Below are 15,539 nucleotides of genomic sequence, written 5' to 3' on the forward strand. Positions count from 1 at the left end.
ATAAAATCATTTATAATACAGTAAGATGGTGATCGTACTACCTGTGACCGTCCACGTCTGTGATGATGAATACACATTCTTTGCGGATCCATTAACTGACGCGTAAGCTGCTGTCATTGCAGCGATGGTAATAGTAAATGTCGTTGCCGTAGTTGTATACGTTTTAGAAGTACTAAGAGGGCTGAATAGATCTGTTCCATCGAAAGTACCTGTGACAATAGAAGTACCAGAAGACGTCTTCACACTAATATTACCATGCGCTGTATTTGCTGTATACCCGGATGGAGATGTATTGATAGTTATTGTAACAGCCTGCAGCGTGCATGTCCCATTCGTATTGGCATAGGTCTGACCATTTGCTAATGTATCGGCAGCTGCTTTTGAATTTGCATCGGCGTAGCTCACGGTAGAAGTATATTTACCGGCAGCTACGCTGTAAGTAACTGAGCTGCCTGTATATCCCGTTCCACAATTGTTCCTCGTATAGGTGCGACTCATCGCATCGTTCGTATAGGTACAGCTGCCATTCGTATTTGCATAGGTCTGGGCGTTGTTGGTCAGATCCACATTCGCCAAACTATCTGCACTCACCTGGCTGACTGTACTGCTATACTTATTAGCGGCTACCGTGTAGGTCACTGATGATCCGGTTCCATTAGTACCACAGTTGTTACGGGTCTTGGTAGATGATACGGCTGTATTATAGAAGGTACAGGTACCATTTGTATTGGCATAGGTCTGAGCGTTGTTGTTCAAATCTACATTCGCCAGGCTATCTGCCTGTGACTGACTTACTGTACTGCTATATTTATTCGCAGCCACGGTGTAGGTCACTGATGAACCCGTGCCACCCGTTGAACAGTTGTTTCGTGTCATGGTAGCACTTACCGCTGTATTGTAGAAGGTACATGTCCCATTCGTATTTGCATAGGTCTGGGCGTTGTTGTTCAAATCTAAATTCGCCAGACTATCTGCCTGTGACTGACTTACTGTACTGCTATATTTATTAGCAGCTACCGTGTAGGTCACTGATGAGCCGGTGCCACCTGTAGCACAGTTGTTACGGGTTTTCGTAAGGCTTACCGCAGTATTATAGAAGGTACAGTAACCGTTTGTATTCGCATAAGTTTGTGCATTCGCTGTCAGATCCGCACTTGCCAAACTATCTGCACCCGCCTGACTTACTGTACTGCTGTATTTACCAGCTGCTACAGTGTAGGTCACTGAAGAACCGGTGCCACCTGTTGAACAGTTGTTTCGTGTCTTGGTAACACTTACCGCTGTATTATAAAAGGTACAGGTACCATTTGTATTTGCATAGGTCTGGGCATTGTTTGACAGGTCTACATTCGCCAGACTATCGGCCTTTGCCTGACTTACTGTACTGCTCCATTTACCTGCCGCTACGGTGTAAGTAACGGAAGAACCAGTACCACCAGTTCCACAGTTATTTCGTGTCTTGGTAACGCTTACAGCCGTATTATAAAATGTGCAGGTACCATTTGCATTCGCATAAGCCTGTCCCAGCGACGCCAGACTGATCTTCGCCAGTGAATCGGCAGCTGCCTGACTGACTGATGAAGAATCTGTACCTGCTGCAAGGGAATAACTCACTGACCCTCCTGTACCACCTGAAGCACAGTTGTTCTTTGTATAGCTACCACTCTGTGCAACGCTATAATAATAACAGGTGGAATTATTTGCCTGCGCTTGTGCCTGGGAATATGCCCATGCATAAGCGGTTGAATCAGCTGCAGCCTGGCTTACATAAGAATGAGAGAACCCTGCTCCTACTGTATAAGAAGCAGTACCACCCTTTGACCCCGCAGCACAATTATTCTTACTTGCTGTAGCTGTTTGTGCTGTGCTTGTATAATAAGCGATACATACGCCATGTGCATTGGCGTACAACTGTCCGCTATCACTCATTAGTTTTTGCGCCATGGAGTCCGCAGCGGCCTGGCTCACAGTTGAATAGAATTTATTGGCAGGCACCACATAAGAAACGGCATACTTGCCTATATATCCGCTGGAGCAATTATTAACAATGTAAGACCTGCTCAGCAGGTGATTTCCATAAGAGGTCTGTGTCACCCCACAATTCGCAGCATCCCCCCCTGCATACTTTGCATATGATTCAGGTACGCAAGTGGTCACTGTACCGGACTTCCTGCTATCAGGCACTTTCCAGGCAGATTTATATTGTACTGCTGATGCGGCAATTACCTTTGATGTACTATCTATTACCAGCTTGTAACCAGTACTGGTTTGTACGAGCGGGTTTTTCAATAATGATACATTACTGATGGCTGCACCTATATTCTTTCTCCCTGATTTCACCACCTTCAGGGTAATATCATTCCCTGAAAAAGGTTGTCCATTCTCATCTACAAAATAGATATCAGGACTCCCGCCATGCTGCTCATTTGCATCCACTGTATACATCAACCCTGTAGCAGGGAAGGTGGCCACGTGAGGCGCACAATCTTCTCCACCTGTTTTAGGTTTACTGTAGATCAATACCTTATCCCCCCCCGCAAAGTAATCTGTTACTTTAGCTGTTGCAGACAGTCCGCTAGTAATACGGCCCTGCCTGATATAGATATTTTTCAGGATCACGCCGGTATTCTTATAGGCCCCACTCATTCCATCGTAGGCCCAGCCGGCCGGCATGGTGAAATTATATATAGGATCGTTGAACTCATTTTGCGTGCTGGTCAGGAGTACGTTACCAGTTTCGCTGTCGTACAGCAGGTTGCGGGTACTGATCTTACTATCCTTATCCGTTACCACCACACTATCCAGTATACCATGACGGTAGATCACTTTGGCTACTGCCGCTGAATGATACATGGTCTCTTCTTTATTATATACACTCAACGCTACAGGTATAAACATAATCGGAGGCCATGGGAAGGTGAACATATCTCCATTCACCTGTACGGTCACGGCGGTAGATACAGAGCGTTCTTCGCGCATATCCGTCATCAGCTCCATGTCCTTACCAATTACCGCAGTAGTATCAATCATCCCTTTAGGGGTCATGGCCATCACTGTATTATTAAGATGCTTAGTCGTCGCCTGCTGATCATCTACCCGATAGTAATTCGTGGTAGAGGTAACGGGAGTAGTCGTATTTGTTTCACTATAAGAAGCCTGTGATTTCAAACGACCATTCATATCATTCAGCTCCACTTTGAACCCCTGGCTTACTGCGATATAATGTTTTGCATTGATGCGCAGCAGGTTGCTCAGTGCCGGTTTGTAACGTTTCTTGTTATCTGCCAGCAAGGTCATATCCGTTAATGTTGGGAAATCATAACTGGTATAATAGCAGTTTTCTCCATACCCATTCGCAGAACGTGTTTTATTTGCATGGATGGTTCTCACACGCACTTTACTATAACCTACACTTGGCGATGGGAAGAAAGATTCTCCCAATGGCAGCTCTGTATACCCATTTACAATAGGTGCCAGTGCAGCTACCTGCTGGTTATACTCCAATGGTGTTCTCCATGGGTTTTCGTCCGCACCGATCATTGGCTCATAAGTAGCCACTCCACTGCTGATGGTATCTGTTTTACCATTGACCTCTTTTGTAGTGGTATAAATGTATTCCTGACCGTATACAGATTCTTTCTGTTTGGTCATCTCATTCCAGTTGTCAAATATCCTGATGCGTTTTACACGAATACCACCACCATACTTTTTATAATAAGGGTTATTCAGGCGAACAAAACTGCGGCCCAGGTCCACTGCCCTCGCCCAGTTTTTGATCCTGGCAGCGTTGTCGAACGTAGCTAACATCTGCACGATATTACTTGCCTGACTCGCCAGTATCTTAATTACATCCACTGCCGATACATTATCCCCAGTTTCAGAACCCGGATATGCCTTGGACGGAAGGTTCATTCTCAGGTAAGAGAAGGCGGCCTTTGTCAACGGGCTATAGAGACTGGTCGCCATGTCTATTTCACCATTTGTGCTGATCGCCTTCACACGGATATAGATGGTATTACCTCCGTTAAAGAAACCATACTTGCTTTGATCCAGCGTAGCATAGACAGGTACATACTCGCTGCCACTGCCGTATTTATCAGCAGGCATTTTCACATACAGGCGGAAATAGACTTTTTCCATTCCTTCCAGGTAACGGGTATACACTTCTGCATTGCTGCTTACCGCTTTGGGAACGTTTATCGATACATATTGATTATCATACAGGCCATTGTAGAGATTACTTTGCAGGTCTTCCGTTGAGTTTGGCGCACCTAAAGAGAAACCAGCAATGGTATACATCTGTGCGGCTCTCTTATTCTGTACATAGGCATAATCATCACTTTCATAATCCACTTTTATACGCCCTCCTGCAGGCAGCTGGATAGAATCCAGTGTCCATGCAGCGGCGTTTTGTGCAGCCAGTGTACTATCCTGCAATGAATACGGATAATCATTGTTGTTGACCTGAGATGGATTCTGACTGGATGATTTGTAGCTACCCCAGCGATCTACATCCTTACTGTTATAATCCGGATTCACGCCATTATAATAAAATACATAAGGATGACGCTTCCCCTTCTGGTTATTATTATAAGTGAACCAGATTTTCTTCAGGGTTAGTTTACCTTCGGCATTGATCCTACCGTTGGCTCCTTTACACAGATCATAGCTGTATTCAAAGTGAACCGTTTTAATTGGCTTTGGATTTGCCTTCATCAGTTCCGATTTTGTATACAAATTGATCTCTTCCAGCTTACGGCCATAATTACCTTTCTGTCTTACACCATTCTCATCGATGGCAGGCAGGTCATCACGACTGGCCAGTTTAAAGATGGCCACCATGTTCTTTGACTCAATAGAATGCAGGTACCACAGTTCCTTTTGACCATACACATAGCTCCCCTTGTCATCGCGGTTATCTGTACGCTGGCCCTGGTGCAGGGATGCCTGATTCGGGATAGCCGGTGCCGGTGAACGCCAATTGTATGGGTTATTGATACCCGCTATCTTGGTGTAGTTAAATTTGATTGCATCACCTTTATCATCTGCTGTAATACCATTGCCTGTTAAATCCTGGTAGTCGGGAGACAACAGGGCCGTCAACAGGAAGGTATGCGCATAGGCTGGCATAAGTTCACTGGAATAATAATGGTCATTACCACTGCTATTACCTGTTGAGTTCTCAGAACCAGGTGTATATTTTACAAGACCACTGTCTGCATTCCCTTTAGAAGCATCTACAGAGAAGGTGGCTTCTTTTTGTTGCAGGTTATAGACAGGCAGCCCATAGATGTATCGTTTACCATCTGCATTGGTAACATCAATTTCAGAAATGTGATTCTTCTGGCGGAAGGAATTTACGCGTTTCTCTATGGAAATACTATCCACCATCAATGTATCTTTTGTTGATGTCAGATAAAGGTTTTCTGTCGGGACACGGATACGATCCTGGGAAGGGTATTTCCATTCCAGCGTAGCGCGCATACCACCTTTATTATTATTGTAATCCATTCTTATCTTATAGTACTGACCTGCTACCAGGTTTACTTTGGCAGAGTCAGTAGTAGCGACTATTCCAAAGCGGTCAATAAGGCTGGTATCATTCAGGAATAAACGGACGCCATCGTCATGGTCTAAATAAAAAGTGTAATCGCCGGTAACAGGCGCTTTGATACGGCCAGTCCATCTCGCTGACCATTTGGTATTTAATGGGGTAACGGTAGCTGGACGGTCATAGTTAAAGACCGCCTGGTTGGGCATATATATTACAGTGTCTACTTTTTCGTAAAGTTTCTTTTCAAAATTTCTATGTATATAATATTGTCCCAGCAATCCGACTCCATCTCCATCTACATCATCTGAAATAACAGCCGGACAAGGGGTAAGGCTATAATAATTTTCTGAATAGTTCTCAATAAATCGGGGGAAACCTGCCACACCGGCTTCTTCAGCTGTGAGGTAAGAGATGACCTGGTTTCTTTTCTCACGCCTTGTTCTCATGGAACTAAGGGTATCCATTGCCTCATCAGCTACCCATTTTTTATTTTGGTACCTGCTCAGGTATTTGGTCGCCTGCAGGGTAGAGCTACTGGTACTGGATTGATTTAATTTAACGGTCACGACATCATCACCACCCAGTTTTGTATAATATTCCTTATCATTCACTGTCATCTCACCCGGGTTCCTGAAGTAGGAGCCTTCGTAGGTGCCCAGAGAGCTGGTAAATGGAGTTTGGGTATAAAATATATTATCCTTCAGCCAGGCACCATTTTCAGTATAAGCATAGGTAAGACCTATTGTAGCACCGGCATGCACCAGCCCACCGGCAGAAAGGTCAGCACCCGCGGTACCTGATACAAATTTAGTTTTGTTGTAGTGATCAAATACATGACCGATATCGCTGCGGTAAGCCCTGAAACTGCCACCTGTGCCTTCACCTGACATCGCGAACACATCGTAGGTATAGGATGGAATACCGATATTAGGAACGGCGGGTTTCTCACGGTAAGGAATATCTTTTTCACGGTTATAATCCATCAATACACTCGTATTATTACCGGCGCCCTGGAAGTTCAGGTAACCATAAGCCGGCAGTGATCTACGCTGATCGGCTTCCTTAATTTCCTGTTTTGCATAGTAACCTTCAAACGCCAGTGTAGAAGAGCTTACCGAAGCATCGGTCCCTACTTTCAAGGTAAATGTCAGGTTGGTATTTGTATATGGGAGGGTGACTGCAGGGGAATAAGAAGGATATGCAAAAGACATGATTGTACGACTTGCACCTGGGGAGCGGCCCCATTGGTTGGTGGTAGTGGTCACTGTCTTACCGTCACTTCCGGTTTGATTTTTTGTTGTACTACGGGTCATGCTCGTACCCAATCCCAACGTCAGTGCTTTCATGCCACTCCTGGAATTAAATCCTGTGCTAAGACCAACACTGCCACCCAAGGTTCCGGTTTCCTTCGTCCTTTCCCAGTTCTTTCTATAATCAAGGCTGGTACCGACGGTGAATCCATCTGTTGAGCTATTTGTGAGAGATAACCCTGCGGTTAATTTACCCATAGAGGCAGAGCCTACATTGATACTAGGACTAAGGCCGGTTTCCATACCCCAGCCTTTGTAGTTATTATAATTAATGCCGACACTCGCAGTAAGGGATAAAGAGAGACTCGCAGAATCGCTACCGGTGAGCTTATTCAACGGAAGACCCAGCAGCTCTTCAGACAACGCGACAGAAACACCTGCACTAACATTGGGTTTCATAGCAGAAACCTGCTGAATTGTATCTGTACCATTGAAATCATCGGGTAAGCCTCTCAGGTTTCTTGTGATAGAACCCGGGTTCAGGTTCCAGCCAAGACCTACCCAGCTTGCATCCTGATCCATGCCTACTCCACTGTTATAACCCAGTGCCAGCGGATAACCGCCTACATCCAGCAATGGAATAGAATAAGAGAAATCCCCGGAGAACAGGTCGACCATGTTATCACTGTTCACAGAGTGGAAGTCCTGGCTTTCGGGTTGTGTAGGGCCACCGATAAACGCTTTGGATGTGGTGGTAAGGGCAGCTGGGGTGCTTTTCTCAGCGGGTAGTACTGCTGCATGGTCCCATACCGGCAATGGGGTTCTTGTTGTTGTTACGCTTACAGGAATCATCACAGGAGCGCCGAATGCATAATCCGGCAGTACCGTTTCGAGATACATCACAACAAGCATCAGAGAAGCAATCAACCGCTTGCTTCCTGCGACATGTTTTAATATCATTTACGCTTTATTTATTGTTGTAGATAAATTTTGCATTCCAGTATTCCTTCCTGCTGTTTTGCAGGCGGAATAGATAATGTTGGTCATTGGTAAGGCCTTTCAGTACGATCTTTACGAGGATAGGTGAAGATGATGTACTTACCAGCAGCATGTTCCAGAGCAGGGCTTTCTGCAATACTCCTGTAGGCGGCAATTGAACCGTCATGCTTACCTGTGCAACAGAACTAAGAGATAGCAATATTAGTGCTACCTGGGATAACCATCTCATTTAGAATTTTTTGGTATAGGTATAGCATCTCATTCCATGTGATAGGTATTGCTTCGTGAATGGGTTATAGAAGAATATCTATTTTGTGGATAGGGATATTTATTGGTATGTTTTGTCCCTTAAACAATTATACATGACACAGCACCTCCTGTTAAGGAGAATAACATCACTTATTTTTCTAACAATCGGGTAAAATCGTACTTCTGTAGATATCCTTTAAATACTACAATAAGGGTTAATTTGTTGCTTGGTTTTGTTTTAAAAATTATTGTCCTTATCCGGCAACATATACAGTTGGTTAAATGGTATGGGTACAGTACGGTGGGTCGGTATAGTCAACAACGTACTTATGTGGACAAAAGTATATAATAAAACGTGATTTCCAAATGTAAGTACAAAATATTTTCTCAATGATAGAAAAATGGCTGTACCTCAATCTTTGGTACAGCCATTTTTTAATTATCTCACATCCTTCAGATTCACATCGACCTTGTCTCCATCTTTTCTGACGGTCACTTTCATCTCTATTTCGGCCGTTGCGCCGGTAGTAGCACTGGCTGATTTGTAGACATCACTTGACGATAATACAGCTCCACTTGGGTGCATTAAATAGCTTGTTCCGGCATAATAACTGTATGAATAAGTGTGAGTATATCCAAAACTGGTAATTAGGATATACTCCCCGGGCATCAGGTTTGTAAATTCAAAATGACCTTTGTCATCATATACGGTGGTCTTTTTCATACATGCCTCCACATTAGGATCGATAGGTACCGGTGGCAGCTTTTTACCTTTCGCTATCTTTTTATTCACTGCTTTCCATTCTTCGAGATAGGCAGAATTAGGCAGAATAGATACCACCGTTCCTTTAGGTGCATATTGTGCTTTGTTAATATTTACGGCTGCAATTCTTTTTACACTACTATGATCTCTCGCAAAAGCAGTACCTACGATCACACTGTTTCCTTTATCTAATTGCTGCAAAGCTTCTTCTTTGTTAAATTTATTGGCGATCGGCTGGTAATCCAGTTCTTCATCTATGCATATTTCGGTGATACCGCCTCCGGCAGGCATTTCTCTTTGCCATATTCTGTGACTTTTTTTATCAATAATATAAGTGTATACCGCACCGGTGGATTCTTCCAGTATATTCACCAGCCAGCTTTCGTGATTGCCGGTTTTAGGAGAGCGTTGTATATAGCTTTTTACATCTTTAATAATGTAGTTGGACAATACGCTGTCAGGGTTTTCTGTATAATAGAATTCCGGGATCACCGCCTTATAACCTACATCCAGTGGTAATGTAGTGAAGAACAGATCAGCCAGGTTAAAATCTACAAATTTACTGGCAGGTTTGATCGCTATCTGCTTATCCTTATCACCATTCACGTAGTGATATTTACCAGTAATGGTATTCCCGAAATCCAGGTTTATTGAGTTCTTGAGCCCCTCGGACCTGAAGGTAAGCGGGCTCAATGTTTTTGCATCGGCTACTGAAGTTCTCTTTCTATACCATTTATCATTTTCATCTTTGTAGTCAGCTACAAATTTTATCTCATTCCCCAGTATGGTGATATCATTTGTATAGGTTCCTTTCTTTGTCCAGATATCCCCTTTTACATAATATATCGTGTACAGAGATCTGCCGGATTTTAAGTAGGAAGTATTCACGTCCGGGTTACCGGGTAAAACAGTTTTCTGACTAAAGACGGCCAATGGCAATAGTAATAGAAATGCCGATTTCAAGGTTGTTAGCATGGGTTCTTGTTTACGTACCAAAAAGATAGGTTTAGGTGCAAAAGTAATACTTTTAAATAAATCCTTTAATTGTACTGACTTTCAGGATAAACAAGGTATAATTATCACTTTTTTTTGAGTAAGTTTATCCCTGACCGTACCAAAAGCAGCTGGATGATCTATGCACACAGAAAAAGATGATTTGGTAAAAGCCGTGGCCAGAGGAGATATAAAAGCTTTCAACCAGCTTTTTGAGGAGTTTTATGCCCCTCTTTTTTATTATGCCTACAACCTGGTACAGGACAAGGAAGAAGCGAAAGATATTGTACTGACAGCATTGTATAAAGGCTGGGAACGAAGAGCACAGTTCCTCCAATACCAACACATTAAATCTTTTCTTTACCTGGTAGTACGCAATGCCGGGCTAAATTTCATAAAAAAAGAACAACACACTGCCAACCGTATCCAGGATTTTCTATTAACGGAAGAGCTGCAAACTACGGACAATGACCACCTCGCTACCGAAGCCGAAGTGCTGAAAAAAGTATTTAAAGCCATTGACGGGTTACCCAAAAAATGCAGGGAGGTATTTAGGCTTACCTACCTGGAAAATAAATCAGTGCAGGAAATTGCCACACTCCTTCAGATATCTCCATCCAACGTGTCGGCACAACGACACAGGGCACTGTCCCTCCTTCGGCTCGCCCTCACTGAAACACCACTGGCGCTTTTTTATTTATACATCCATATTATAGGGAAATAATTTTTAGAAAAAACTTTTCCAATTTTTTAAGATTCGGCCACTGTTATTGTATTAGCTTATATCTATCTGGAATGGGGCAAACATTATTTGACATAGAAGAATTGTTATTCAAGAAGTTACAAGGAACACTATCTCCTGAAGAAGCTGCTTACCTGGAACTATGGAAAGCTCAAAAACCGGGTAACCAGGATTTTTATGATCAGTTAACAGATCCTTCCAAACTAACAGAGAAACTGCGATTGTACGCAAATCATGATCAGGAAACTGCCAGGCAGGAGGCACTCGCTCACCTGTTCCCAGGGCGCCGGACCATTCCAATGTACAAGTGGTGGGCAGCTGCAGCAGCTATAGCGCTGTTGCTCAGCGCAGGCGGCTATCTATATTATAAACAAGAGACCCGCTTGCCCCAGGTTAGTCAGACGATCATCGCCCCCGGACACCAGGGTGCAATTCTTACATTGGCCAATGGAGGCCAGGTACAACTGGATACCATTCAAAACGGCGTTATCGCGCTGCAGGGAGGAGTGACAGCCAAAATCGTCAACGGCACTTTACATTATGAAGGACAGCCAACCGGTACACTGTACAATAAAATGGCTACTCCCAAAGGAAGAGTATTTCAGCTCACGCTTCCGGATGGTACAGCGATCTGGCTGAACAGCGCCAGTTCCGTAAGATACCCGATAGCATTTACCGGCAAGGAAAGAAAGGTAGAGATAACCGGAGAAGCCTATTTTGAGGTCGCTCCTGACCCTGAAAAACCATTTCTGGTAGTTGTATCCAATAAGACGACCGTGAAGGTTTTAGGCACCCATTTTAACGTGAATGCCTATGGCAATGAACAGGAAATTACCACTACCCTGCTGCAAGGCGCCATCCAGGTCAATAAAATGATTCTGAAACCGGGACAACAGGCCATTTTAGATAAAGATAACGATCTACGCCTGCTACAAGCAGCGGATATGAATAAGGTAATGGCCTGGAAAAACGGGCTGTTCGATTTTGAAGGAGCCACTTTGCAGGAAGTGATGCGTCAACTGGAAAGGTGGTATGATATAGATGTTGTATTTGAAGGCCCCATACCCGATATAAAATTTGGGGGAAAAATGACCAGGGGCATTCCGCTGAATGACGTACTGGACATCTTAAAAGGATTTGAAGGGGCAGATTTTACATTTTACATGGAAGGAAACAAAAAACTAATCATAAGCAGATAACCAAAATCATATTTAAAAACATGAAAATTTAATCAACCAACCAGGATCAGAAAAATGCCTGAAGTGGTTCGAAGCACTTCAGGCAAACAATCCGGCTGATCAATACCAAGGTCTTAAGCTCCGTATTAAACAACCAAAATCATTCACAAAGTATGAAAAAAACTGCAACATGTAGTTGGAGTAGGGTTTGCCATGCATTTCCCTTTGTCACATTTATCCCTATACCTTCCATTGCCAGCATCATGAAAATGTTCGTAATCTTCCTGCTGGCCGCTACGTTCTCAGCGTATGGCCATGGTACAGCACAATCTATTACTTTATCGGGTCGCAACATGGGCCTGAAACAGGTATTTACTGCCATTGAGGAACAAATAGGCTATGTCGTTTTCTACCGGCAGGACCAGCTGGCCAATACAAAACCAGTGAGTCCCCAGGTGAGCAATATGCCACTGAAGGAATTTCTCAACAGCATACTATCGTCCCAGCAACTGGACTTCCGGATCAGGGACAAAACCATCATCCTTGTGGCGGCCCCAAAGCCGGAAAAACCTGTATGGGAAATACTCCCCATCCTGTCTACCCCTATCACTGTACTGGTGATGGATGAAGGTGGTATTCCATTACAAGGCGCCAATGTTTCTATCAAAAACAAAAAGGAATTCGCTATTACCGATGTATTGGGCATCTGTAAAATTAAAGCAGACGAGGACGATGAGATCATTATTACCTTCATTGGTCAGGAAAACCGGATCATCAAAGTCACCAAAACCATCCTGAAAAATGGTACTATTGCCGCCCTGTTACAACCTTCCACCACCAAACTGGGAAGTGTGGAAGTGGTGGTGAATACCGGCTATCAGCGCATCCGTCCGGAACAAAGTACTGGCGCCGTTTCACAAATCAGTACTAAAGAATATGAATCCAGGATCAGTACCAACTTCATTGATGGACTGGTGAACAGGATGCCCGGACTCATGATCAATAACAATGTCAGCTTTACCAGTACCGACGGCAATGGTAATACAAGTTCCAGAAGTTTGTTCAATATACGTGGCATATCTACCATGTCTGCCAATCAAAATCCCCTGATCGTTATTGACGGTTATCCAACAGAACTGACGATGGATATGATCGATCCCAATGAGATCAAATCTGTTACCATTCTGAAAGATGCTGCTGCCGCTACCATTTATGGGGTAAGAGCGTCCAATGGGGTAATTGTGATAGAACGAAAACAGGCCAGGGCAGGCCAACCAAGGTTCTCTTTTCGCGCCACAGCCGGCATCACGCCCAAACCGGACTATAACAAATTCAGGTGGGAAGACAATCCATCGGCCATTGTTACCAGCTATGAAAGAGATCTGTATAAAACCAGTATCAATGCCAGTACCTGGGACCAGCTGATCAACAAAAGCTCTTATTCCGGCACTGCCTACTCCCCGGTATATTATATTATGGCACAGCAGGCCGCTAATATCATTACCCCAAATCAGGCAGAGAAAAGTTTTCAGGAGCTGATAAATTATGATAATACCAATGATTACAGTAAACTGTTTAACAGATCTGCACTGACACAAACTTACAGCCTGGACATGTCAGGAGGTAACCCGGGCGCACTCTATTATATCACGGCTAACTATACCGGCAACCGGCTGAATGAAATCCAAAACAACAACAACAGGTTGTCACTATCCGGGCGTAGTACGATCAAACTTTCTCAAAAGCTCTCACTGGAACTCACCACCGATTACCAGGAGCAACGGTATAAGAGCGCTCCTATACCTGACATCTATTCAGTGTATCCATTTGAACATTTTAAAGATGAAAATGGAAATCCTGCCGCCATTGCCAGTGGATCAGGCGGCAACCCTTATTACAATGCCAAACTGCTATCGTGGGGATTGCAGGATAATCTCTACTATCCACTCATCGATGTAAATGAGGTCAATGATAAAACACGTACTGTCAATAATCGTATCTCAGCAAAGTTTAACTACGCCATCGGCTGGGGATTTGATCTCTCTTTCGGCGGTATATACGAAACCTCCAGGTCCGATCTGCGGCATTATGCTTCAGAAAAGTCGTCTGAAGCAAAACAATATGTAAATAGTTACATCACCCTGAATACAGATGGCACCTTAAAATTCAATATACCGAACGGGGGATTTCTGCGACAGGAAACGGACAATACATCCAGTTATACCGCACGACTGCAATTGAATTATAATAAAAAACTGGGGGAGCGACATACTATTAACGGGATACTTGGTACAGAGATCAGAAGTGTGCTTGATAAAAGTAACGTTGCCTCCTATTTTGGGTATAATGATGAAACGCTGTTACAACAACCCGTGAACCTGGCTGATATGGTAAATGGAACGATTACGGGTACATATATCAATACGAAATCGATCCGTGATAACTACGATTATTTCTTTAGCCAGGGATACTCGGAAAACAGGTACCTGTCAGGGTATGCCAACGTTGTGTATGCTTTTAAAAACACGTATTCCCTCACAGGAAGTATACGCATTGACCAGTCTAACCTGTTTGGTACCAATCCAAAATATAAATATAAACCGCTGTGGTCACTAGGCGCAGCATGGAATATTCACAATGAAAATTTCATGCAGGAAATTACATGGATCAAACAATTAAAACTGCGTATTGCGGATGGCTTTAATGGTAATGTGGCCAAAATGTCTTTACCACAAGCCATTGCCACCACTGTCTTAAACCCGTACACGTCTCCTACCAGTGCGGCGCTTACAAAACTATCCTATGCCAACAGTAGTCTGCGTTGGGAGCAAACACACAACTTCAATGTAGGGCTGGATTATATGCTGATCAAAAATATTTCAGGCAGCATCGATTATTACAGAAAAACAAGTACCGACCTGCTGGGCAACGCACAGATAGATCCGACCATCGGTGAAAGTCCGACATTGATCAATACCGCATCCATCAGGAACAAAGGGATAGAAGTGAGTTTGCATGCGGACTGGATAGCTACCAAAAAGGTGAACTGGAATACTGGGTTGATATTATCTAAGAACACAAGCGAAGTAACAGATGTATACCAAACCGGGGAATATTCACCACAAAGGCTCAATTCACTGGGTTACGTGAAGGGCTATCCTGTAGGCGCTATTTTTGCCTATCGCTATGCAGGACTTGACAGTGCGGGTATACCACTTATTAAAAACAACAAAGGGACATTATTTCATACCAATGACAGCAGGGCAGGTTCTGCTACCACTGTACTAATGGCCAGCGATACCTCGGAGGTAACCCGTTATATGGGGTCATCTATTCCCACCATCAACGCGGGATTGAGCAATCGTGTGGATATCGGCAACTTTTACCTCTACTGTATGATCAGCTATTATGGTGGGTTTAAGGTAAGAGTGCCCCGTCCTAACCCGGCCTCACTAAGGCCCCAGGAAGGCGCAGGTAGTTACTGGAAGCAACCGGGCGATGAAAATAATACGGATGTAATGGCACTGGCCGGCTATAGCAGTTACAATGCATTGAACGCGTATAATTATGCCGATGCTTATGTGGTAAATGGTGCGTATATCACGCTGGCCGACTTAACGCTTTCTTACAGCTTAGATAATTACAGGTTGATCAAAAATGCAGGTTTTAGTCATTTTGAAATAAAGCTACAGGCATCCAATCTTTGGACAAAAGGATTTAATGATTATAACTATAGCGCAGCGACCGGCTCCTATGAGAAATCCTATATCACGCCGACATATACCATCGGCATTTTTACCAACTTCTAAAT

General features: G+C 43.8%; 6 protein-coding genes. 3 read left to right on the plus strand and 3 right to left on the minus strand.

Annotation, left to right across the window (positions count from 1 at the left end; translation table 11 throughout):
• Nucleotides 1-6: 6 nt before the first annotated feature.
• The 3 genes from SIO70_RS24250 to SIO70_RS24260 form a co-directional block, all read right to left on the minus strand.
• Nucleotides 7-7,764 carry a DUF5977 domain-containing protein gene (locus tag SIO70_RS24250; RefSeq protein ID WP_320575117.1) on the minus strand — a complete coding sequence of 2,586 codons (7,758 nt, stop codon included), beginning with the start codon at nt 7,762-7,764 and terminating at the stop codon, nt 7-9.
• A gap of 7 nt (nt 7,765-7,771) precedes the next feature.
• Nucleotides 7,772-8,032, minus strand: coding sequence for a hypothetical protein (locus SIO70_RS24255; RefSeq protein WP_320575119.1), 261 nt, complete (start codon nt 8,030-8,032; stop codon nt 7,772-7,774).
• A gap of 459 nt (nt 8,033-8,491) precedes the next feature.
• Nucleotides 8,492-9,790 carry a hypothetical protein gene (locus SIO70_RS24260; protein WP_320575121.1) on the minus strand — a complete coding sequence of 433 codons (1,299 nt, stop codon included), beginning with the start codon at nt 9,788-9,790 and terminating at the stop codon, nt 8,492-8,494.
• Between the two features lie 160 nt (nt 9,791-9,950).
• Between SIO70_RS24260 and SIO70_RS24265 the strand changes: the two genes are divergently transcribed.
• From SIO70_RS24265 to SIO70_RS24275, 3 genes are all read left to right on the plus strand, one after another.
• Complete coding sequence (locus tag SIO70_RS24265) at nt 9,951-10,532, plus strand: RNA polymerase sigma-70 factor (RefSeq protein WP_320575123.1); 582 nt, start codon at nt 9,951-9,953, stop codon at nt 10,530-10,532.
• Between the two features lie 71 nt (nt 10,533-10,603).
• The gene (locus SIO70_RS24270) at nt 10,604-11,749 is read left to right on the plus strand and encodes a FecR family protein (RefSeq protein ID WP_320575125.1); all 1,146 of its coding nucleotides are present in this window, start codon (nt 10,604-10,606) and stop codon (nt 11,747-11,749) included.
• 152 nt (nt 11,750-11,901) lie between these two features.
• On the plus strand, nt 11,902-15,537 hold the full coding sequence (locus SIO70_RS24275; protein WP_320575127.1) for a SusC/RagA family TonB-linked outer membrane protein: 3,636 nt from the start codon (nt 11,902-11,904) through the stop codon (nt 15,535-15,537).
• The last annotated feature ends 2 nt before the right edge of the window (nt 15,538-15,539 follow it).

The organism is Chitinophaga sancti, assembly GCF_034087045.1.
Classification (GTDB): Bacteria; Bacteroidota; Bacteroidia; order Chitinophagales; family Chitinophagaceae; genus Chitinophaga; species Chitinophaga sancti_B.